Genomic DNA, 22,571 nt, shown 5'->3' on the forward strand with positions numbered 1-22,571 from the left:
ATTTATTAAATCAGCCTCGCATAAATGCAATACAAAATAATAAACACCTTGTTTAGAGGTTTCTTTTTATCTACTCTATTCTTACTTTTTATAGTAAGTAATACTGTTTTTGTATTTGCTCAAGAAAATGATGAACTAAAATTACCTAAGTTAATAGTTGAGCAGCTTAGTATAGAACAAGGTCTGTCCCAAAATAGTATAAAAGCTATGTTACAAGATAGTGAAGGTTATTTGTGGATAGGAACTGATGATGGACTTAATCGATACAATGCATACGACATTACAACTTTTAGACATAAAAGAGAGGACTCACTTTCTATTATAGATAATCAGATAGAATCTATCTATGAAGATACCAATCATAATATTTGGGTAGGAACAATAGCAGGTGTCTCCATTTTTGATAGAAAAACTCAAACATTCAAGTCTTTTTATAAAAAAGAAAATAAAAAAAATACATTAGTAGATAATAAGGTCACAGCCATAAAAGAAGATAAGGAAGGTTTTATTTGGTTAGGTACTGAAAATGGATTGAGTAGGTATGATTACAATAACAATTCATTTACTAACTATGTAGCATCTGAAAATGATAGTCTTGTATTGGGAAGCAATACTATAAATGCTTTAGAGGTAGATAACAATAATAATTTATGGATAGGTACTACTAAAGGGTTAAATAAATGGAATAGCGAACGCAAACCACAGCAATTATATCGTTATTACTATACTTATTATACTGATTCAACCAAATTATTTGGAGACAATATATCAGATATACATGTAACACAAAGTGGAGATGTATGGATAGGTACAGCAGGAGGATTCAATCTCTACAAACCACAAACAGATAACTTTGAACGTTTTATTTATAATAAGAGACCAATGTACATTGAGTCTCTTACAGAAGGTTCTAATGGCATTTTGTGGGGGGCAGGAAATGACTATATATATAAATTAGAAGTTGACTCAAAAAATGTTATTCGTTACAGAACCTCTTTAGATGACTTGGGTTCTATGCCTTCTATTGTCAGAACTAAAGAAGGGGTTATTTGGATATCTTCTCGTAATTTAGGAGCTTTAAAGTATGATCCTCTGACAAGTCAATTCAAATATTATTATACTGAAGTTGGTAACAAAAACTCTCTTCCTCATAGAAATGTCTGGACTGCCATAAAAGATGCACAAGGTATTGTATGGGTAGGTACAGATGAAGGACTTTCTCGTATAGATAGAACGGGAGCTATTTCTGAATATTATCATATCAAAAAAGGAGAGGGTAAATATGATTTTCCAATAGAAAGTGTTACAGAAGTTTTTCAGACAAGAGAAGGAGAATTATGGGTAGCTGGTGGTTATACACTTTCTCGTATGACAAGTTTTTCAAAAGAAAAAGGAGCTAAATTTGTAAGTTTAAAACGTGATAGTAATGACTCTACTACACTTCAATCTCCTACTTTAAATATATTACAAGATAAACAAGGAAGTATTTGGATAGGTACTTTTAGTGGTATCTATAAAATGAACCCTTCTTTTAAAAAAGAATTTGGATATGAAGGAGAACGCTTCCTAAAGGAAGTTGCAATCTGGACTAGCTACGAAGATAAAAATGGAATTCTTTGGTTAGGATCAAATCAAGGACTCATAAAAGTAACCCGAGATGAAAACAATACCCCTATTGATTTTAAATACTATAAAAATGACCCTGAAAATCTAAAATCAGTTAGTCATAATACTATACGAGCTCTTGCAGAAGATTCAAAAGGTAATTTTTGGGTAGGAACGACAAATGGTCTGAACTTAATGAATCGTGAAACAGGAGAGTTTGAACATTGGGGAGAAAGAAACGAACTTGCTAATTATGCTATTTATGGAATTTTGGTAGATGAAAAAGATAACCTTTGGATAAGTACAAACTTTGGACTCATGCGTCTTTTAGGAGATGATAGTATAGATGATTCTAAACGAATGACTAACTATAATCCAAAAGATGGTTTACAAAGTAGTGAATTTAATTCAGGAGCATTTTTTAAAGCAGAAGATGGAGAAATGTTTTTTGGAGGTATTCAGGGCTTAAATGCTTTCTATCCTCAAGACATCAGACCTAGTATTTATGTTCCACCTGTTGTTATGACAGATTTCAAAATACTTAACCGTTCTGTAGGTATCAAAAACTTGGGTAATCCAGAATCTCCTTTAACTGTTGATATTTCTCAAACTAAAGAAATAACTCTTACTTACGAAGATAAAGTAATTACTTTTGAATTTGCTGCAATTAATTATAGGAGACCTGAAAAAACTAATTACTCTTATATTTTAGAAGGCTTTGATAAAGAATGGAATGAAGTTGGAAATCGTCGTTTTGCTACCTATAGTAATCTTCCAGCAGGAAATTATACATTCAAAGTAAAGGCTTCTAATAGTGATGGAATCGAAAATAATGAAGCCATAACTATAACAATAAAAGTGTTACCTCCTTGGTGGAAATCTTGGTGGTTTCTGACTATTGCTAGTATATTTGTTGTTGGAGCATCGATAGGTTTTTATACTAATAGAATGAATGTAGTAAAACGCCAAAATGATAAGCTAGAACGTTTAGTAGGAGAAAGAACTGCTGAAATAGGTCAGCAAAATGTATTACTAGAAAATCAAAAAACAGAAATTGAGCGTTCGTATAGTAATATTCGTGTGCTTAGTGAAATTGGACAAAAAATTACTTCTATTCTTGACTTAGATGCTGTTATTAGTGCTGTTTATGAATATGTAAATGAACTTACTGATGCAACAGCTTTTGGTATTGGTATTTACAATGCTGAAAAGGAGCGTATAGATTTTAGAGGTTTCATAGAAAATGGTCAGCGTATTCCAGATAGTTTTGATAAGATTACAAATGAAAATAAACTATCAGTAGTTTGTCTTACTCGTAATGAAGATATTATCATTAATGATTTTGCAAAAGAACATACTCAATATATCAGCGAAGTTTCCTTAGATAGAGTAGGAGATACATATCAATCTATCATTTATTTACCTCTACTTTTAGAAGGAAAAATTGTAGGTGTGCTGACTGTACAAAGTCATTCTACAAATGCTTATTCTAGAAATGACCTTACTATTCTTCGTACTTTAGCTTCTTATATTTCAATTGCTTTAGATAATGCTCGTACTTATACACAATTAGAAGGAGCAAATGATCTTATCAAGACCAAAAATCAAGCTATTATGGATAGTATCCGTTATGGAGAAACTATTCAACATGCTATTCTTCCAGACCCTCAAGATTTTATTAGAAATTTTGAAGATCACTTTATTATTTTTAAGCCTCAAGCAGTAGTTTCAGGAGATTTTTATTGGTCTATTCGTACAGGAAATAAAACCTTTGTAGCTGTTGTGGATTGTACAGGACATGGTGTTCCTGGTGCATTTATGTCTATGATAGGAAATACAATCTTGAATGAGATTGTTACATTACAAAATGTAACAGAACCAGCACAAATCTTAGAAAACTTAAATCAAGGCATTTGGGAAGCACTCCATCAAGAAGATTATCAAAACTTAGACGGAATGGATATTTGTTTGTGTGTAATACAAGATGCAGACGAACTTAACATGCGTGTAGTAAATTTTGCAGGAGCAAAGAGACCTCTATTTATCCTAAAGAATGATAAACTTATAGAAGTCAAAGGAAGTAGAAAATCTATTGGAGGAAGACAAAAAACAGATGCAGATTACGAACAACGTCAGCTTTTATTACACCCTGGAGATATTCTTTATCTTACCACTGATGGCTATGTTGATCAAAACGACTTTGACCGTGTAAAATATGGTACACTTCGTTTCAAAAAAGTATTAGCTTCTTTTACAGGAATGTCTTTACACGACCAAAAAGAAGTTCTATTAGAAGAAATGAGAAATCACATGGGAGAAGAAGAACAGCGTGACGATATAACACTTATTGGTCTTAAAATGTAACTCCTCATACTAAACGCAAACCAACCAAAGAGAGGTTTTAGTTTATTTTTAATAAATGAGTTTTTATGTGTAAAATATCAAAATAAATATGGTTGTCTGACAATTTTTGTGGAAACACAAAAAGTATTTATATTTAGCAATGGAAAATTTAGAATTATATGAACACTTACTCAATTTGTCTTCTGTAAAAGTAGAAGCTGTTGAATTGACAAAAGACAAAGTTACTATTTCTTGTAAATTATCAACGAGTTCTTGTATTTGTCCTACTTGTGGTCAAGTTAGTTCTCAAGTTCATCAGAGTTATAAACGCATTGTTCGTGATTTAAATTTAATTTCAAGAGAGGTTTATTTATCCATAAAAATACGTCAATTTTACTGTAAAACCTGTACTAGTTATTTTACTGAGTCACTTGATTTTGCAGATGCGAATAAATCTCATACTCATCGTCAAGAAGATTTTATGTTTATGGTGGCTCGGAAACAAAGCTATTCAGAAAGTGCAGTCATTTTAAATGTTCATCCTAAAACGGTTGAGCGTACAGTTTTGTCTCTTTGTAAAGAACGAGTTGATTTAGCCCAACGTTATGCTCAAGTAAAACGTTTAGGAATTGATGAACAAAGCCATAGAAAAGGTAAGAAAGATTATCTATGTGTTTTAACAGATTTAGATAGAGGAACACTAGTAGATATACTAAAAAGTCGCAAAAAAGAAGATTTGATTGCTCATTTTGAGTCGTTAGGTAGTTCCTTCTGTGAGCAAATTACAGATGTTTCTTGTGATTATTGGAGAGGTTATATTAGTGTAGCTCAACACTGTTTTCCTAGTGCAACTATCGTTTTAGATAGATTTCATGTGACTAACTTACTCAATAGTTGTGTTGATAAATTTCGTAAACTGCTCAGAAAGTCAGAAACTGATAACCTAAATTATCGCCGTTTAAAGTGGATTTTATATAAACAATATCATAACTTATCAGACAAGGAATTAATTAACTTACAACTTTGTTTTGAAGATTGTCCCTTGTTAAAAGAAGTCTATTGGAAAAGAGAACAGTTTCATCATATTCTTGATAATAACCAAAAAATAGAAATAGTACTACAAAAAATAGAGGAATGGGTAGGAAGTATGAATGAGGAGCTGAAAAACATCTTTAAATCGTTTACAAATACTTTAAATAGTACAATGGAATATGTAGCCAATTATGTCAAAAATTCATTATCAAATGCTGTAACAGAGGGATTAAATAATCTAATTAGAAGTATAAGAAGAGTCGCATTCGGAATGCCTAACTTTGAGCATCTAAGATGGAGAGCATTAGCTATTTCAAACTAAAACACAAAAATTGTCAGACAACCATAAATATATCTCTAGTTTTTAGTCTAAGATGACCATAGAAAACAAAAAATATTACGCATTATATTTAGAACAACTTAGCCATTCAACTTCTGAAGAGAAAAATTTCATTAAAAACCATTTGACAATACAAAAATTAGATAAAGGAGAATTCTTTTTAGAAAGTGGAGAAATTCAAAAAGAAATGGGTTTTATTTGTCAAGGACTTATACGCAGATATTTTATAAATGACCAGGGTAATGAAATAACAACAGGTTTTACCAAGGAAAATCAATATATTACTGACTACCCAGCTTTTATCAGACAGAAACCTACCAAGTATTTTTTACAATGTTTAGAGCCTTGCATTATTATCAAACTACCTTACAATACGATTCAGGAAAGTTATAAGAAATTTAAAAATAGTGAAATGCAGGGGCGATTTATTGCAGAAATGGTTTTGACAGTTTTGAGTGATAGAGTTGAGAGTTTTTTATTCAATACAGCAGAAGAAAGGTATCTAAAATTTATAGCTGAAAATCCTGATCTTATGCAGAGAGTGAGTTTGACAGATTTATCTTCTTTTTTAGGTATTAAAAGGCAATCTTTGAGTAGAATAAGAAATAAAATGAGCAAAAAATGATTTTGTCACAAATGTGTCAGGTAGATAGTATTGTTATTCTGCATCTTTGTAAGAAATAACCAACTAAATATCGTAAAAATGATTTCAAATAATAAACTTATTACAATAGCATTATCAGTACAATTTATCTTTCTTTCGTTTTCCTTATTCGGACAAAACTCAAAGACTGACCACACAATTCATAAAGCTGTACAACAACACACTGATAAAATTTTTGATAGTCTAATCAAAGTACGTAGAGATTTGCATACTTATCCCGAATTAGCTGAGCAAGAAAAAAGAACTTCCCAAAAAATAGCACATTACTTAAAATCGCTTGGGTTAGAAGTTCATACAAATATTGGTGGATATGGAGTCGTTGGAATTCTCAAAATAAATAAAAAAGGAAAACGAATTGCTTGGCGAGCAGACATTGATGCTCTCTCATCAGAATTTCCTGATGTAGTAGAGTTTTCATCAAAAAATAAAGGGGTAAGACATATTTGTGGACACGATATACACACAACCATAGGTCTTGGGATTGCTAATATATTGACAAATTTGAAAGACAGTCTTACAGGTACTATTTATTTTGTATTTCAACCTTCAGAAGAAAATTGGAAAGGTGCAAAGGCAATGATTGATGATGGTTTATTTGATATTATCAATCCAGATGAAATATATGCCTTACACGTTTCCCCTATGCCTCAAGGAGTTATTGCTGCCAGAAGTAGAAATTTGTTTGCAGATTATAAAGATTTAAAAGTTGTTCTTAAAAAGACAGAAGACAAAGATGAAATAATTAACTACACAAAAGAACTAATATCTAGTTTTCAAAATGTTGCCCCTGATAGTAAATTTTGGGATGTTAGAAATTTAATGGATGAGGAGATAGGTTTAGCAAATCCAAAAACTATCTTTAAAGACTATGTTACAGTAAATTCAAATTTTCGTATTGAAGAAAAAGAGAATGAAATTGTGATAAAAGCTTATCTAAGTGCTAGTAATGAATACAAATTAGATTCAGTTTTATCAAGTCTAAAGCAAAAATTCTTACTGTCTAACTACTCAAAAAATTTAGTTGATATTGCCTATTCTTATGAAATAGCCCTTGTTCTAAACGATGAGAAATTAACCCCTTTAGTTACCAATAGTATTAGCGATATTTATGGAAAGCAAAGTGCAATCTCATTACAAGGTGTAATACCAGATGGACGTAGTGATGATTTTGCCTATTATAAAGAGTATGCTCCTAGTGTTTATTTTTTAATAGGTGCTTCAGATTATAAAAATGGTGTAATTTCTATGCCTCACTCACCCAACTTTGCAGCAGACGAAAACAGCATAAAAACTGGAGTAAACTATTTTTCATCCATGATTATAGAAAGATTGAAAGAATAAAAGCCATTATTCCCCAAAAAGAGGTTAGAGAATGAGTTTCTATTCTTGAAGACAAAAAAACAAAATTATCCGATTTCTATAAATTGGAAATTTGTTTTAAATATTAAACAACTTAAAAAAATAATGAAAAAGAAAATTCAAACTGAAGATAACAATAAAGTGGAAAAAGAGATTACAGACTCAAATTTGACAAATTTGGAAGAACAAGAAAAAAGAATTGAATCTGTAATTTCTGAATGTGAAGATAATTTTGAATTGATAGAAATATGGCTAGAATATTTAGAAAATAATGTAGAGTTACCTTGTAAAGTAATTTATAATGGATATTCTAGAGATGAATTGAAATCAGGAACAGAAATGATTTTGTAGATAGTGAGGAGCATTATGGTGTAATAGGAGCTGGGAAATTTAATCGTCAAACTATTAATTTTCCATTATGCGAAGTAGAACCTGTAACTATCACACCAAAAAATCAAGCCTTATATGATTATGTAGTTTGGTTTACTAATAATCTCTAGACCATTGTCGGTGTCCCCACCGACGACTCATTTCAAAAAAACAATTCCTTCATCAAAATATAACTTCCCATTATCAGCACAAACCACCCAAAAAGAGGTTTGAGTTTTTTTCCATCTATGCGTTTTGAAAGTGCCATTCCTATAAAAATTCCTAAAATAGACATAGTAGAAAGAATCAAAAGGAGTTTCCAATCGGTTTGCATTTGATTTTGAGAAACCAAAAAACCAAAGAAAGAATTGAGTGTAATAATAGTAAGCGAAGTACCAATGGCTTCTTTCATTTCCAAACCCAAGAGAAAAACTAAAGCAGGAATAATAATAAATCCACCTCCAGCACCCACAAGACCTGTAATAAGACCAACTACCAAACCTTGTAAAATTACCATTGGATAATTGAACGATTTTTTTTCTGCGTCTACATCTAAGCCATTGTCGGTGTCCTCACCAACGACAGATGTAGAACCCGAGTTTATCATCTTATAAGAAGCTAAAATCATCAAAATGGCAAATAAAGCCATTAAGAAAATTCCTTTTGTAAGAACAAAATTTCCTACACTAAAAATCTCATCAGGAATAAAAGGAACTAAATATTGTCTAGTCAAGAAAACCGAAAAAATAGACGGAATCCCAAAAACTAAAGCCGTTTTCATTCTGACCAAACCTTGTTTGAAATACGTAAACGCACCTACACTACTCGTCAGACCAACTACAAAAAGCGAGTAAGCCGTCGCCACAATAGGCTCAATACTAAACAAATAAACCAAAACAGGAACAGTCAGAATACTTCCACCTCCTCCAATAAGTCCAAGTGAAATTCCAATAAAAATGGCAGCAAAATAACCTATAAATTCTATCATCATTGTAAAATAAGTAACAATTACGAATTAAAAATTACGAATTACGATTTCAAATTATATTGATTTTTCGCTGGTGTTACACAAAGTATGATTTTTTAAAAGTGTTTTAGAATAGCAAAATTATGTAACTAAAAATTGCCCACAATGCCGTTGTTGGTGTTTTAGCGAAGCGACACCAACAACCAAATAACTTATCATACTTTTTACAACACCACCGATTTTTCAATTAATTATTAAATCAAAAATAGTAACTTATTTAATTCTTGTTCTAACAATATATTTTTTCTTACAAAAATGAGGATTTTAAAATAACTTATCAGCTACTTTTGTTACAGAATCGTAATTTTATTTCTGCCTAATTCTACTACTCCATTATTTTCAAGCTGTTTTAAAAGTCTTGAAACGACTACTCTAGCTGTAGCGAGTTCGTTAGCGAGTTGTTCGTGAGTAATAGAAATAGTTTTTGAGCCTGTCAGTTCTACTTTTTTCTGTAAAAGATGCAAAAGCCTTTCATCTACTTTCTTAAACGCCATCGCATTGACGACATCTAAAAGCTCTTCAAAACGCTTGTGATACAACCTAAAAATATAATCTAACCATTCGGGATATTCTTTTATGAAGAGCATTACTTTATCAATTGGCAAAAATAAAATCTCTGCATCTTCTTCTACTTCTGCACGCACTTTACTGGCTTCATTGTGCATTCCACCCAAAAAAGACATAATACAACTTTCACCAGATTTGATGTAATAAAGGAAAATTTCTCTGCCATCTTCTTCTGTTCGAAGAACTCTAATACTTCCCTTTGCAATAATTGGAATAGAACGAATAGAAGATTCTTCTTCCAAAATAACATCACCTGCTTTATAGTTTTTGATGATACTATTATCGTAAAGTTTTTGAGTCAGCTCTGGCGAAGTTTTGAATTCTGTGAAGGTTTGAAGCATTATTTTTTAATTGATAAATGACAACTATTATTTTGCAAGTAGTAAAGTCAAATCCTGTTATCTTTGTTTGAAATATGAAAATACTTAATTGAAAACCTATGCTTACAGATACACTCCTTTTAATAGAACCCAATCATTTTACAGCAAATCCTGATACGATTGCTACAAATTTTTATCAAGAAAAAATAACAGATAATATTGACACTCAAAAACTTGCCAAACAAGAATTTGATTTGTTAGTAAAAGAACTCCAAAAAAACGACATAAAAACAATCGTTTTACCAGCAAAAAGAAAAGATGGAAAAGAACCCATTACACCAGATGCACTTTTTCCAAATAACTGGATTTCTTTTCATTCTGATACACATAAAAAGGCTATTTTATATCCTATGTGTGGAGAAAACAGAAGACAAGAACGCAGAAACGATGCCATTGAAGAAGCACAGAAATTAGGTTTTCAGATTGATGAAATTATAGACTTGACTAACTTTGAGAATCAAAATAATTTCTTAGAAGGTACAGGAAGTCTTGTTTTAGATAGAAAAAATCGAATGGTTTATGCCTGTCTTTCACAGCGAACAGATAAAGATTTAATTTATTTATTTTGTAAAAAAATGGATTATGAATCTGTCTTTTTTTATTCTGAACAAGAAACTAGTGAAGGTTGGAAATTAATTTATCACACCAACGTAATGATGTCAATAGGTGAAAATATAGCTGTTGTCTGTCTAGATTCCATTAGAGATAAAGTAGAAAGGGCTTATTTAATTCAAAAACTAGAAGAAGCAGGAAAAAACATTTTAGAAATAAGTCTTGAACAAAAACATCACTTTGCAGGCAATATGTTGCAAGTCAAAAATACAAAAGATGAAAAATTTTGGGTTATGTCAGAAGCTGCTCACAAAATTCTTTCTCAAAATCAGATAGATATTTTACAAAAAGAAAGTAAGATTATTTCTAGTCCTATCCCTACCATTGAAAAATATGGTGGTGGAAGTGTTCGTTGTATGCTTTGTGAAGTTTTTTAATTCTTTTAAATTAAAATCTTTCCAAATTAGCCTTTTAAGAAAGTTTATTTGGAAAAATGACAACAAATTTCTCACTTTTGTAGTAAGTATAAAAAACCTAAACGACGGCTTTAGCCTCGTTGACGGTTAAATTCAAAACAATGAACCGTCGTTGAGACTCAAATGAAGCCGTCAACGAGGTTTAAAATAAAAATGAATAATTTTCCAAATATATCACAAAACATAAAAACTCGTTTTCCATTTTTTTGGATAACCATGAGTTTGTTTTTGCTTGTCGGACATTCATTTACGCCTCACTGTCATCATCAGCATGTAGTTTGTAAATCAAATACAATTCATACACACAAAGCAACACCTTCAAACTTTTTTGCTTTACTATATTCTCCTAACGTTGGAGAAGAACATTTGCATAATTTTACAGAAGAAGGTAACTCTGTTTCTACTCAGCTTCAAAAAATAGTCAAACAAGATATAAAATCTAATTTTAAGGCTATTTTGACAGATTTTTCTACTGCTCAAAATCACACAAAACAAGCAGTAGTTTCTAGCAAAAATACATACATTTGTTTTTTTGCTCATACTATACAAGATATTCTTTTTAAGAATATTCCTCTTCGTGCGCCCCCAATTTTAGCATAATCTTTCGATTTATTTTTTCTTGAAATTACTAGTTCAAGCGTCGACGCTTGAACTAGTTAATACATTATACCGTATTCCTACCCTTCTTCAGAGGGTCTGGGGGAGGTCAAATCAAAAATTTTATGTTAGACAACCTAATCGGATTTTCTATCCGTAATAAATTCATTGTCTTTATGGGAGTTTTGGCTCTTATTGGCTGGGGAACATATTCTCTCCTCAATTTGCCTTTAGATGCCGTCCCTGATATTACAAATAATCAAGTTCAGATTGTTACGCAATCGCCTACTTTAGCTCCTCAAGAAGTGGAGCGTTTTATCACTACGCCTGTCGAACTCTCTATGGCAAATTTGCCAAATGTTGTTGAGGTGCGTTCGGTTTCAAAATATGGTCTTTCGGTGGTTACGATTGTTTTCAAAGAAGAAACTGAACTTTTGAATGCTCGTCAGCTTGTTAGCGAACAATTAACGGCTATTTCTGCCGAAATTCCTTCTCATTTGGGAACGCCTTCTTTAATGCCCATTACAACAGGGTTGGGCGAGGTGTATCAATATACACTCAAAGTAGAAGAAAAATTCAAAAATAAATATTCCATTACTGACCTACGAACTATTCAAGATTGGATTGTAAAAAGGCAAATGGCAGGCGTGGAAGGAATTGTCGAAGTGAGTTCTTTTGGTGGAAATCTCAAACAATATGAAGTTTCTGTCAATCCTGCAACGTTGCAAGGTTTGGGAATTACATTGAATGATATTTATGATGCTTTGGCTTCAAATAATGCCAATGGAGGAGGAAGTTATATCGAAAAAACGCATTATAGATATTATGTAAGAACGGAAGGATTGATTAATGCTGAAAATTCATTAGAACAAATTCGTCAAATTCCTATCAAAGTCAGAAATTCAAAACCTATTTTGATTGGAGAAATTGCCGAAGTAAAAGAAGGCTATGCACCACGATTAGGTGCAATGACACAAGCAGGAACAGGCGAATCAGTCGGTGGAATTGTCTTGATGTTAAAAGGTGCAAATTCTTCAGAAGTCATCGCAAATATCGAAGAGCGTGTAAAATTAGTTCAAAAAGCATTGCCCGAAGGAATCAGTATTGTTCCCTATTTAGAGCGTTCCGATTTGATTGGAAGAGCGATTGATACCGTTTCGAAAAACTTAGCAGAAGGCGCATTAATTGTAATTTTTGTTTTGGTTTTGCTTTTAGGCAATTTTAGAGCTGGTTTTATTGTCGCTTCTGTAATTCCGTTGGCATTGATGTTTGCTTTTGGAATGATGAATCTTTTTGGAGTTTCGGCAAATCTGATGAGTTTGGGAGCGATTGATTTTGGTTTGATTGTAGATGGTTCGGTTATTATTGTTGAAAATGTTGTCCATCAATTATACAAAAAGTATAAAGGTCAGAAACTGACAGCGCAGCAAATGGATAATGCCGTTTTGGATTCTTCTCTCCAAATCCGACAATCGGCAGCCTTTGGAGAAATCATTATTTTGATGGTTTACTTACCAATTTTGGCACTTACAGGCGTTGAGGGAAAAATGTTTAAACCGATGGCAGAAACCGTTATTTTTGCCATTTTGGGAGCATTTATTTTGTCATTGACGTATGTTCCGATGATGTCGGCTTGGCTTTTATCTAAGAATATTAAAGAAAAACACAGTTTTGCAGAACGAATTTCAAATGCAATTATGGAAGCTGCCGAAAATTTTTACATTCCTATTCTTGAAAAATCATTGCAATTCGGAAAAAGTATTGTAGGTATTTTTGTGCTTGTTTTTGGAGTGAGTTTGTATGTTTTTTTACAAATGGGAGGCGAATTTATTCCTACTTTAGAAGAAGGCGATTTTGCAATGCAACTCACTCTTCCAGCAGGAAGCTCTTTGGAAGAAAGCATAAAAACCACTACGGCAGCCGAACAAATTTTGATAAAAAACTTCCCTAATGAAGTGCGTGATGTAGTTTCAAAAATTGGAACAGCAGAAATTCCGACTGACCCAATGTCTATCGAAACTGGCGATATTATGATTTTATTACACCCAAAATCAGAATGGACAACAACACAAGACCAAGAAGAATTAGTAGAAAAAATGAAAACGGCTTTAGAGATTTTACCTCATGCACAATTTGAGTTTTCACAGCCTATTCAACTTCGTTTTAATGAACTTATTACAGGCGATAAATCAGATATTGCCATTCGTATTTTTGGGGAAAATTTGGATACACTTTTCAAATATGGACAACAAATAGGCGTACTTTCCGAAAATATAGAAGGTGTTGGAGATGTAAGAGTAGAGCAAATTGTCGGACTTCCTCAATTTGTTGTTGAGTACGATAGACAAAAATTAGCACAGTACGGAATTACGATTGATGAAGCAAATAAGCTAGTCGAAACGGCTTTTGCAGGTGGATATGCAGGTACGATTTACGAAGGAGAAAAGCGTTTTGATTTGGTGGTGCGTTTGTCTGAAAAAGATAGAAATGACCCTTCGACGTTGGAAAATCTTTTCATTGCAATTCCTTCTACTATAAACCTTACAAATCAACAAATTCCATTAAATACAGTTGCCAAAATCAAGCGAATTGAAGGCGCAGCACAGATTTCAAGAGAAAATACACAGCGAAAACTTACTGTAGGAATCAATGTCAGAGGACGAGATGTAGAATCATTAGTGAATGAACTTTCTGAAAAAATTGATACTCAAATCAAATTACCGACTGGTTATTTGGTTACGTATGGAGGACAATTTGAAAACCTACAAGCTGCAAAAGCTCGTCTGCAAATTGCTGTCCCTGTGGCGTTGCTTCTTATTTTTGCTCTTCTTTTTATTACGTTTGGTTCGTTTCAGCAAGCCACTTTGATTTTTACTGCCATTCCACTTTCTGCCATTGGTGGTGTTTGGGCGTTGTACTTGCGTGATATGCCGTTCAGTATTTCGGCTGGAGTAGGTTTTATTGCTCTTTTTGGTGTAGCTGTTTTGAATGGAATTGTATTGATAGCTCGTTTTAATGACTTGAAAAAGGAGGAAACAACAAACAATTTATCATTAAAAGAACGCATAAAAACACGAATCATTCAAGGCACAAAAGACCGTTTAAGACCTGTTTTGATGACTGCCCTAACGGCTGCATTGGGCTTTTTACCAATGGCAATTTCCACAGCAGCAGGTGCAGAAGTTCAGAAACCTCTTGCAACTGTTGTGATTGGTGGACTTATAACAGCAACTGTTTTGACACTTATTGTTCTTCCTATTTTGTATGGATTTTTGGAAAAACGTAAATAATTCTATCACAACCGTCAACGAGGCTTTGCCGTCGTTGAGGTAAATACATACATAAATTCTCAAAAAAATGAAACCATCAAAAATAATAAATGCCGTTATTGGTGTTTTAGTGAAACGATACCAACAACTCTTTCTAGTTCTATTTTTTCTACTGATTCAATTTCCTGTTTTTTCACAAACGGATTCCTTAGAAAATATTTCAGAAACATCTACTTTAGATAAAATCATTGAAATTGCCTTTTCAAACAATGGCTTATTACAAAATAATAAACTAGACATTGAAAGTGCAATTAGTCAGCAAAAAGGAGCTTTTTCTGTTCCCAAAACGAATATTTCCCTTCAATACGGAAATGTTCAGAGTAGTTATAATCGGGATGTAATGATTACTATTACTCAAAATTTTAATCCTATTGGTTCAATTTCGGCAACTAAAAAAGCCTTTCAAGCACAAGAAATGAGTGCAGAAGCAAATCTGAAGTATCAAAAAAATGCACTCAAAAATCAGATTAGTCAGTTGTATTACAAATTTGTCTTTTTTTCTCAAAAAAATGCTCTTTTACAAAAACAAGATAGCTTGTGGAAAACAGTTGAAAGAATCACAAAAGCACAAACACAGGCAGGACAAACTAATAAAATGGAACTTCTGACAGCACAAAATCAGCGTTTACAACTGCTACAACAAAAATCTATTAATGAAAACGAGTTAAAAATGACTTTTCATGATTTACAAAAATTAGCTCAAAATGAACTGTTTTTTTTAGAAAATGTTAGTCAGAATGTAAATTCTGAATCTTTAGATAAATCAATGTTGAATTTAGCTAATTCTGATTCTTCCAATTCAATGCTTACTTACTTTGAAGCACAAACAAATCTAGCTCAAAGACAAATTGCAGTCGAACGCAGTAAAGCAATGCCAGAATTACATTTGGGTTACTCTTCTCCAACTTTTGATGGCGAAGTTGGTGTTTATAATGCTTTTCAAGCAGGATTTTCTGTGCCTTTGGTTTGGAGAGAATATAATTCAAAAATTCAAGTTGCCAAAATCAAAGAAGTACAAGCTCAAAATGAACTCTCTTATCAAAAAAATGCAATTTCAGAAAAAAAAAAGGCAGTTTTGATGAAATTACAAAACCTTCAAACGATTTTAGAAAGCTATCAGAAACAGCAACTTCCACAAGCTGAAGAACTTACTAATTTAGCTCAAATTAGATATAAAGAAGGTGAAATATCAGTTTTGCAACTTGTTCAAATTCAACAACAGACGCTGCAAACTTCACTTTCTTATCTTGAAACGCAAGAAAATTTCAATAGCACATTAGCGATGTGGGAATTTCTCAATAATTAAAAAATGTATCACAGACTTCCCAGTCTGTGCAAAAAATAAAATATTCTTCACAGACTGGGAAGTCTGTGGTGCAAAATATAAATATAAAAAAAATGAAAACTAAAATCATATATTCAGCCTTGCTTGCTTGTTTTATTCTTCTTTTTTGGAGTTGTGAAAAAGATGCAACACATGCACACGACCATACTGAAAAAAGCACAACCAATGAACACCAATCAAACGAACAAACTCATCCTATTTTTACAGGTGAGCAAATCAAAAAATTAGGAATTGAAATAAATAAATCTTCTCTCAAATCAATTCCAACAATAATTGAAGCAACAGGAACAATACATTTGCCACCACAAAACAAGGCTTTAGTAGGGAGCGTTTTAGGAGGAAAAATAAAACAAATTATGATTCATGAAGGCGATTATGTCAAAAAAGGACAAATAATTGCTATTCTTGAAAATCCAGAAGCATTAAAGATGCAACAAGAATATTTGACTGTTTCGGCTCGTCTGATAATGTTGGAAGCTGATTTGGAACGCCAAAAAAATCTACAAAGTCAAGATGCCACTACTCAAAAAATTGTACAACAAGCTCAAGCAGAATTAGACATGGCAAAGGCTCAAAAAGCAAGTTTACAAGCTCAACTAAATCTCATTAATTTATCTACTAAGTCACTTTCTGCTAATTCTATTCATTCTACCTTTTCTGTTCTTGCGCCTATTTCAGGAATGACCCACAATATTGTCGGACAGCTTGGGGAGTTTATAGATGCAAATAAATCAATGGTAGAAATTTTGAACGAAGAGCATTTGCATATCGAAATTTTGGTCTATGAAAAAGATATTGATGCTATTAAAGAAGGACAAAAAGTAAATTTTATTCCTTACAATTCTCCCAATTCAAAACCTGTTGAAGCAGTTGTTTATTCCATTTCGAATACGATTGATGCAGTTACCAAAACGGTAAGCATACACGCAGAAATCAAACAAAAACTCTCTACCATTCTTAGAGATGGAACACTTGGTAAAATAACGATTGAAAGTGAAGGACAAGACCGTCCTACTTTGCCAAAAGATGCCTTAATTCAAGAAGGAGAACAGTTTTTTGTATTCATTCAAAAAGAAAAAGTAGAAAAAGGAATTGAGTTTGATAAAGTAGAAATTGAAGTCTATGCACAAAATGAAAATGAATTTCAATTTTTAATTAAAGATAATTCAATTCAAAAATCAATTTATGAACTTCTTTTTGTAAGTAAAGGAGCATATTATTTGAATGCTTCTTCGGCTGAAACTGTTGGGCATTCGCATTAAAAATGTAACTAAATTTGATAAATCAAATTACTACTGTGTAACATAAATTATTTTGTATTTCTTTGCATGTAAAACAGAGTTAAAACCCTGTTCAATTTATAATTCTGCCATTGTCGGTGTCCCCACCGACGATAGTAAAACACAAACAAACTTATGTTACACTGTATTGCTACAAAATCTTGTGGTAATTTGATTTATAAAGATTCATACTTTATTCCTTCACTCTCTTCCAACGCTTATGCGTCCAGAGCCAATTTTCAGGAGAATTGCGAACAGCTTCTTCTATTCTTTGTGAATACTCATCCAAAATAGAAAAATCTGTCCCACTCTCATCAGTATTATAAGGAGGTTCTCGCATGAGTTCTAAGGAATATAAATAATGTCCTCGTTTTGGCTTTGTTATTCTCAAAAAATAAACTGGCAAATTAGATTGGGGAGCAAGACGAGCCACACCCACGAAAAAAGGCACTTCCTTTCCAAAAAAAGTAGTCCAATACTGTCTATTATTTCCTGCTGGTGTTTGATCTCCTACCAAAACATAACCTACCGAAACATCTGTTGGCTTAATAATCTCTCTATTTGAAATTCTCATTTCTAATGGAACTGCTCCAAACTGTGAACGCATTTCATAAATCAGTTCATCCATCTTTTTATTGGTTAATTTTTTATAAATAGGCTTCACAATTGTTTCCAATTCTACTGAACACGACAAACTGACCCACTCCCAACTCAAGTGATGTGTTGCCAAAACAATAATAGATTGTTTGTCTTTAGCAACTGTTTTAGCTATTTCTAAAGACTCAGGAGTCGGACGAGTTCGCCTAACAACTTGCTCTTTTGAAATATGAAAAGATTTTAGCGTTTCGATAATAAAATCACAAAAATTTCTATAAAAAGCTCGTGCAATTTGTTCTCTCTCTTTCTGTGTTTTTTCAGGAAATGCACGATACAGATTATCCAAAACTACTTGCTTTCGATATAATTTTCCATAATAAACGACCACAAAAAGAATATCTGAAATTCTATATAAAAACCAAAAAGGAAAACGAGCAAGAAATTTTATAAAAAATGGAATCATAGTAAGTTTTTATCTAATTTTCATTTTATTATCCAAATTAGCTCTTCCAGAAAGAAGGTCTGAAAAGCTGTAATTAAGAACTACTTCATTTTTATCATCAGATGAATATATTGCTTTTTTATTCGAATACTTTTTGATTTTACCTTCTGTTCTGACAATAAAAACATAGTTAGCAGACTCAAAGACATAATCTTGGAAACGTTTTGTTGCTTCGTCTTCTGGTGTTTGCTGTCTCTCTTTTGCTCTATCCAAAAGAGGTTGGAGATAATGTGTATTATTTCTTTCAAAAGTTCTCTTAGAGAATTCAAAAGCAGGTTTTGAAGGAGCAGGTTCGGTATTGAGTTGATTAAGTGCTGCCGTAAGTGATTCTACGTTATCAAAATCAAAGCTAAAACCTGTCAAATAATTTTCATAATCAGTTGTATATTCAACGTGTGTAATTCCTCCAATCTCAGAAAAACTCTCACTACTTTTCTGAATTACATTTTCAATATTGGCAACAAAGTTTTTTTCTTCTTGTGTGGAATCTGTAAGCGAAGTAGTGATAGCAATTTCTTGTTTGCGTCCACTTAAATCGACAGTAAGTGAGTAAGTTCCTGAACCATCTTTCTTTATATACACTTCTTCACGAAGCTCAAAACAAGAAGTTAGAGTAAAAACAGAAAGTAGCACTAAAGTAAATTTTTGTAGTTTTTTTTTCATTGGGGCTAGTTAGTTTGTAGGTTTATATCAAAAGGATATTCAAAATTACATAAATAAGAGCAGTTTTTTGGTAAAGATGATAAATTTTAAAAAATGATAAGATTATATTCAATATTTAAAAAATCTAAACAATTCAATAAGAAAGGTGTTTTATAATGCAGTTTAGAACTTGTTTTATGATTCATAAAATATTTATTTTTATCTAAACTATTTTTTAATATTCATTTTTTAAACAACTTATTAGAGCCTGTTCGAGTTTAGATACATAAAAAAGAACATCAGATTTTTTTATTAGTTAAGTTATTGATTTTCAGTTACTAATTAAAATATCAATGACTATGTTTACTAATGAATATTTATCTGATGCTCTTTGGCAATATATGAAAAAATTTATACCTTTTTCGTACTTGGAAAGAAAACGCAAACACAGTTTGTATAATATCTTTTCAGGACTATTTTACATCACTCGTTCTGGCAGTAGTTGGCGTTTACTTCCCAGTAGTTATGGTATTCCTTGGAGTAGTTTGTATGACTACTTTAGCAAATGGCAGAAGATGGGTTGGTACAAAAAACTTTTGGACAAGTTGGTCACAAGAGAACGGTTGGCTCAAGGTAGAAATGCTAAACCCTCTTTGGGTTCTATAGACTCTCAAAGTGTACAAAGTGTATATGGAGGGGAAGCTATAGGTGTAGATGGTTACAAGCTCAAAAAAGGACGTAAACGGCATATACTGGTAGATACGCAAGGAAATTTACTAGAATTAGAGATTAGTCCAGCCAATGAAGCTGACGTGAATCAACTTGCTTATCTAGCTTATTTAGCTCAATTTAGAGGAAGAAAATTCTTTAAAATTCTTGCTGATGCAGGCTATAGAAGTGCTAGTTTGGCTGCTGAAATATTTAGTCAAACAGGAGTACAAATTGAGATTGTCAATAGTCCAAGAAGAGAAAAAAAAGAGGATAAAGCATTTGTACCTCAACCCAAAAGGTGGGTAGTAGAAAGAACTTTTGCTTGGCTTAATCAAAACAGAAGACTAAAAGTAGATTATGAGAAAACTGTAGATTCTGCTAAAGCATTTGTGTATTTAGCTATGATTTTAAACCTCATAAATAAAGGGGCTAGAAGAAAGAAAAAATAAAAACTCGAACAGGCTCTTAGATTATGGCAGAGCAAAAAGAAAAAATTTTATTTGTCCTTACTAGCCACAACAAACTTGGCGATACAGGAAAAGAAACAGGTTATCATTTGAGCGAAGTATCACATCCTTGGAAGGTATTGCATGATGCAGGTTATGAAATCAATTTTGTAAGTCCGAAAGGTGGACATGCACCTGTGACAGCTTTTGATTTAGATGACGAAATAAATAAAGAGTTTTGGCACAATGAAAAATACCGAAACCGAGTAGAAAACACAAAAAAACCGTCTGAAATAAAACCATCTGATTACAAAGCAATATTTTTTGCAGGTGGACATGGAACAGTTTGGGATTTTCCAGAAAACAAAGAACTTCAAAAAATTGCAGCTACTATTTATGAAAGTGGAGGAATTGTTTCTTCAATTTGTCATGGTGCAGCAGCTCTTGTAAATCTAAAATTAAGTGATGGCTCTTATTTAGTAGATGGAAAAGATGTCAATTCATTTACTGATTCAGAAGAAAAAGAACAAGGATTAGAAGATGTAGTTCCATTTTTGGTAGAATCAAAACTTCGTGAGCGTGGCGCAAAGTTTCATCAGGCTGCAAATAGTGAAGCAAAAGTAGTAGTTGATGGAAGACTGATTACAGGACAAAATCCAGCTTCAGCAACTCCTCTTGGACAAACACTAAAAAGAGAACTCAAAGAAGTTGAAGTTGTCTAAGTTATGAAAGATCGTTTAAAGAAAACTAAGGGGCAGGGCATTTTGTCCTGCCTTTTTTCTTTCAATAAATTATTTGCTGAAGTATTATTTTGTTCATTTACTGTACAAACTACTAAAAAGCTTTTAAGAAAGTCTCTTCATAAAGAGATAATTTATCTTACTGAAAATCAAGTGTTTATTATTTTGTTTTAAAATTTATAACTTATGTTTTCTGTTATTTTTTGTGTAATTTTGCATCCTTATTTCTAAAGAAGACAAATCCATTAGCTTTTTTATTTTTAAAAATAAAACTAGCTTCCAAAATATAACAGTAAATGAAAACGGGTACAATCAAAAAAGATAAAGTAAATATAATCACATTAGGTTGCTCAAAAAATCTTGTTGATTCTGAAAATATACTTACTCAACTTCGTGCAAATGAAATTGATGCTCATCATCAGTTAGAAACCAAAAAGAAAGTTGAAGAGCCAAATGTTATTATTATCAATACGTGTGGTTTTATAGAAAAAGCAAAAGAAGAATCTATCAATACAATTTTAGATTACGCAGCAGCAAAAGGAAGAGGCGAAATTGATAAATTATATGTTATGGGTTGTTTGTCGCATCGTTATAAAGACGAACTTTCTAGCGAAATTGGAGAAGTTGATGATTGGTTTGGTACGTTAGATATGCCTTTAATCCTCAACAGATTCAATGTCGATTATAAGCACGAACTTTTGGGGCAACGCCTTACCACAACATCTCAGCATTTTGCTTATCTCAAAATTTCAGAAGGTTGTGATAGAGCGTGTTCGTTTTGTGCCATTCCTTTGATGCGTGGAAAACATGTTTCTCGTCCGATGGAAGAATTAGTACAAGAAGCTAAAAACTTGGCTGCAAGAGGTACAAAAGAAATTATGTTGATTGCACAAGAATTAACCTATTACGGAATTGATATTTATAGAAAAAGAGCTTTATCTGAGCTTTTAGAAAAATTAGCTGATATTGAAGGAATTGAATGGATTCGTTTGCATTATGCATATCCAACAGGCTTTCCGATAGAAATCATTGATACAATGAAAGCGCATGAAAAAATCTGTAATTATTTAGATATTCCTTTGCAAAGTGGTTCGAACAAAGTTTTGAAAGCAATGCGTAGAGGAATTAAAAGAGAAAAAACAGAGGAGTTAATTGATTCTATCCGTCAGAAATTGCCTGAAATTGCTATTCGTACAACACTTATTGCAGGACACCCCCATGAAGAACAAGAAGACCACGAAGAAACATTAGATTTTGTAGAAAAAATGCGTTTTGATAGATTGGGCGTATTTTCTTATTCTCATGAAGAAGACACACATTCGCATTCAATGCCTGATACTTTAAGTGAAGAAGAAAAACAAGAACGTGTTGCTGAGATTATGGAAATCCAACAAGGCATTTCTTTAGAACTCAATCAAGAAAAAATAGGCAAGATTTATAAAACCCTTATTGATAGAAAAGAAGGCAATTATTTTATTGGCAGAACTGAATTTGATTCGCCAGAAGTAGATAATGAGGTTTTGGTAGATGCAAGAAAAGTATATCTACGAATAGGCGATTTTGCTAATGTTAAGATAGATAAAGTAGAAGAATTTGATTTGTTTGGAGAAATAGTCAAGTAAGAAAAAAAAATTTTATTAGATTTTTCTATAAAAATGAACTTTTACT

Annotated in this window: 17 protein-coding genes; 13 read left to right on the top strand and 4 right to left on the bottom strand. The window is 32.3% G+C overall.

The window, feature by feature from the left end:
- The first annotated feature begins 24 nt into the window (after window positions 1-24).
- The 5 genes from V9L05_RS06285 (at window position 25) to V9L05_RS06305 (ending at window position 7,694) form a co-directional block, all read left to right on the top strand.
- Window positions 25-3,969: a two-component regulator propeller domain-containing protein gene (locus tag V9L05_RS06285; RefSeq protein WP_338814816.1), complete on the top strand. Its 3,945-nt coding sequence runs from the start codon at window positions 25-27 to the stop codon at window positions 3,967-3,969.
- A 139-nt stretch (window positions 3,970-4,108) separates the two neighbouring features.
- The gene (locus tag V9L05_RS06290; RefSeq protein ID WP_338812543.1) at window positions 4,109-5,302 is read left to right on the top strand and encodes an ISL3 family transposase; all 1,194 of its coding nucleotides are present in this window, start codon (window positions 4,109-4,111) and stop codon (window positions 5,300-5,302) included.
- Between the two features lie 52 nt (window positions 5,303-5,354).
- The gene (locus V9L05_RS06295; protein WP_338814817.1) at window positions 5,355-5,945 is read left to right on the top strand and encodes a Crp/Fnr family transcriptional regulator; all 591 of its coding nucleotides are present in this window, start codon (window positions 5,355-5,357) and stop codon (window positions 5,943-5,945) included.
- 78 nt (window positions 5,946-6,023) lie between these two features.
- Complete coding sequence (locus tag V9L05_RS06300; RefSeq protein ID WP_338814818.1) at window positions 6,024-7,325, top strand: amidohydrolase; 1,302 nt, start codon at window positions 6,024-6,026, stop codon at window positions 7,323-7,325.
- Window positions 7,326-7,448: 123 nt separating this feature from the next.
- Entirely contained in the window at window positions 7,449-7,694 is a 246-nt protein-coding gene (locus V9L05_RS06305) for a hypothetical protein (protein WP_338814819.1), read from the top strand.
- A 181-nt stretch (window positions 7,695-7,875) separates the two neighbouring features.
- Here V9L05_RS06305 and V9L05_RS06310 read toward each other — a convergent pair whose 3' ends face one another.
- Window positions 7,876-8,700 carry a sulfite exporter TauE/SafE family protein gene (locus tag V9L05_RS06310; protein ID WP_338814820.1) on the bottom strand — a complete coding sequence of 275 codons (825 nt, stop codon included), beginning with the start codon at window positions 8,698-8,700 and terminating at the stop codon, window positions 7,876-7,878.
- 329 nt (window positions 8,701-9,029) lie between these two features.
- On the bottom strand, window positions 9,030-9,647 hold the full coding sequence (locus V9L05_RS06315; RefSeq protein WP_338814821.1) for a Crp/Fnr family transcriptional regulator: 618 nt from the start codon (window positions 9,645-9,647) through the stop codon (window positions 9,030-9,032).
- Window positions 9,648-9,745: 98 nt separating this feature from the next.
- Between V9L05_RS06315 and V9L05_RS06320 the strand changes: the two genes are divergently transcribed.
- The 5 genes from V9L05_RS06320 (at window position 9,746) to V9L05_RS06340 (ending at window position 17,247) form a co-directional block, all read left to right on the top strand.
- The gene (locus V9L05_RS06320; RefSeq protein WP_338814822.1) at window positions 9,746-10,675 is read left to right on the top strand and encodes an arginine deiminase-related protein; all 930 of its coding nucleotides are present in this window, start codon (window positions 9,746-9,748) and stop codon (window positions 10,673-10,675) included.
- A gap of 192 nt (window positions 10,676-10,867) precedes the next feature.
- Window positions 10,868-11,314: a hypothetical protein gene (locus V9L05_RS06325; protein WP_338814823.1), complete on the top strand. Its 447-nt coding sequence runs from the start codon at window positions 10,868-10,870 to the stop codon at window positions 11,312-11,314.
- A 122-nt stretch (window positions 11,315-11,436) separates the two neighbouring features.
- Complete coding sequence (locus V9L05_RS06330; protein ID WP_338814824.1) at window positions 11,437-14,601, top strand: CusA/CzcA family heavy metal efflux RND transporter; 3,165 nt, start codon at window positions 11,437-11,439, stop codon at window positions 14,599-14,601.
- A gap of 67 nt (window positions 14,602-14,668) precedes the next feature.
- Complete coding sequence (locus V9L05_RS06335; protein WP_338814825.1) at window positions 14,669-15,946, top strand: TolC family protein; 1,278 nt, start codon at window positions 14,669-14,671, stop codon at window positions 15,944-15,946.
- 92 nt (window positions 15,947-16,038) lie between these two features.
- Complete coding sequence (locus V9L05_RS06340) at window positions 16,039-17,247, top strand: efflux RND transporter periplasmic adaptor subunit (RefSeq protein WP_338814826.1); 1,209 nt, start codon at window positions 16,039-16,041, stop codon at window positions 17,245-17,247.
- A 211-nt stretch (window positions 17,248-17,458) separates the two neighbouring features.
- On the opposite strand, the gene V9L05_RS06345 is transcribed toward V9L05_RS06340, so the two are convergent.
- Together V9L05_RS06345 and V9L05_RS06350 are read right to left on the bottom strand one after the other, a co-directional pair.
- Window positions 17,459-18,325 carry a lysophospholipid acyltransferase family protein gene (locus tag V9L05_RS06345; RefSeq protein WP_338814827.1) on the bottom strand — a complete coding sequence of 289 codons (867 nt, stop codon included), beginning with the start codon at window positions 18,323-18,325 and terminating at the stop codon, window positions 17,459-17,461.
- Window positions 18,326-18,334: 9 nt separating this feature from the next.
- On the bottom strand, window positions 18,335-19,027 hold the full coding sequence (locus V9L05_RS06350) for a hypothetical protein (protein WP_338814828.1): 693 nt from the start codon (window positions 19,025-19,027) through the stop codon (window positions 18,335-18,337).
- Window positions 19,028-19,365: 338 nt separating this feature from the next.
- On the opposite strand from V9L05_RS06350, the gene V9L05_RS06355 reads away from it, so the two are divergent.
- The 3 genes from V9L05_RS06355 to rimO all read left to right on the top strand — a co-directional run bounded on the left by V9L05_RS06355 (window position 19,366) and on the right by rimO (window position 22,525).
- Entirely contained in the window at window positions 19,366-20,166 is an 801-nt protein-coding gene (locus tag V9L05_RS06355) for an IS5 family transposase (RefSeq protein WP_338811837.1), read from the top strand.
- Between the two features lie 23 nt (window positions 20,167-20,189).
- Window positions 20,190-20,885, top strand: a complete 696-nt coding sequence (locus tag V9L05_RS06360; protein WP_338814829.1) for a type 1 glutamine amidotransferase domain-containing protein — start codon at window positions 20,190-20,192, stop codon at window positions 20,883-20,885.
- Between the two features lie 314 nt (window positions 20,886-21,199).
- On the top strand, window positions 21,200-22,525 hold the full coding sequence (gene rimO / locus V9L05_RS06365; protein WP_338814830.1) for a 30S ribosomal protein S12 methylthiotransferase RimO: 1,326 nt from the start codon (window positions 21,200-21,202) through the stop codon (window positions 22,523-22,525).
- Window positions 22,526-22,571 lie beyond the last annotated feature (46 nt).

Source organism: Bernardetia sp. Wsw4-3y2 (assembly GCF_037126295.1).
Taxonomy (GTDB): domain Bacteria; phylum Bacteroidota; class Bacteroidia; order Cytophagales; family Bernardetiaceae; genus Bernardetia.

Coding starts and splice junctions, on each gene's coding strand:
- V9L05_RS06285 (WP_338814816.1), top strand. CDS start 25: ATGCAATACAAAATAATAAACACCTTGTTTAGAGGTTTCTTTTTATCT.
- V9L05_RS06290 (WP_338812543.1), top strand. CDS start 4,109: ATGGAAAATTTAGAATTATATGAACACTTACTCAATTTGTCTTCTGTA.
- V9L05_RS06295 (WP_338814817.1), top strand. CDS start 5,355: ATGACCATAGAAAACAAAAAATATTACGCATTATATTTAGAACAACTT.
- V9L05_RS06300 (WP_338814818.1), top strand. CDS start 6,024: ATGATTTCAAATAATAAACTTATTACAATAGCATTATCAGTACAATTT.
- V9L05_RS06305 (WP_338814819.1), top strand. CDS start 7,449: ATGAAAAAGAAAATTCAAACTGAAGATAACAATAAAGTGGAAAAAGAG.
- V9L05_RS06310 (WP_338814820.1), bottom strand. CDS start 8,700: ATGATAGAATTTATAGGTTATTTTGCTGCCATTTTTATTGGAATTTCA.
- V9L05_RS06315 (WP_338814821.1), bottom strand. CDS start 9,647: ATGCTTCAAACCTTCACAGAATTCAAAACTTCGCCAGAGCTGACTCAA.
- V9L05_RS06320 (WP_338814822.1), top strand. CDS start 9,746: ATGCTTACAGATACACTCCTTTTAATAGAACCCAATCATTTTACAGCA.
- V9L05_RS06325 (WP_338814823.1), top strand. CDS start 10,868: ATGAATAATTTTCCAAATATATCACAAAACATAAAAACTCGTTTTCCA.
- V9L05_RS06330 (WP_338814824.1), top strand. CDS start 11,437: ATGTTAGACAACCTAATCGGATTTTCTATCCGTAATAAATTCATTGTC.
- V9L05_RS06335 (WP_338814825.1), top strand. CDS start 14,669: ATGAAACCATCAAAAATAATAAATGCCGTTATTGGTGTTTTAGTGAAA.
- V9L05_RS06340 (WP_338814826.1), top strand. CDS start 16,039: ATGAAAACTAAAATCATATATTCAGCCTTGCTTGCTTGTTTTATTCTT.
- V9L05_RS06345 (WP_338814827.1), bottom strand. CDS start 18,325: ATGATTCCATTTTTTATAAAATTTCTTGCTCGTTTTCCTTTTTGGTTT.
- V9L05_RS06350 (WP_338814828.1), bottom strand. CDS start 19,027: ATGAAAAAAAAACTACAAAAATTTACTTTAGTGCTACTTTCTGTTTTT.
- V9L05_RS06355 (WP_338811837.1), top strand. CDS start 19,366: ATGTTTACTAATGAATATTTATCTGATGCTCTTTGGCAATATATGAAA.
- V9L05_RS06360 (WP_338814829.1), top strand. CDS start 20,190: ATGGCAGAGCAAAAAGAAAAAATTTTATTTGTCCTTACTAGCCACAAC.
- rimO (WP_338814830.1), top strand. CDS start 21,200: ATGAAAACGGGTACAATCAAAAAAGATAAAGTAAATATAATCACATTA.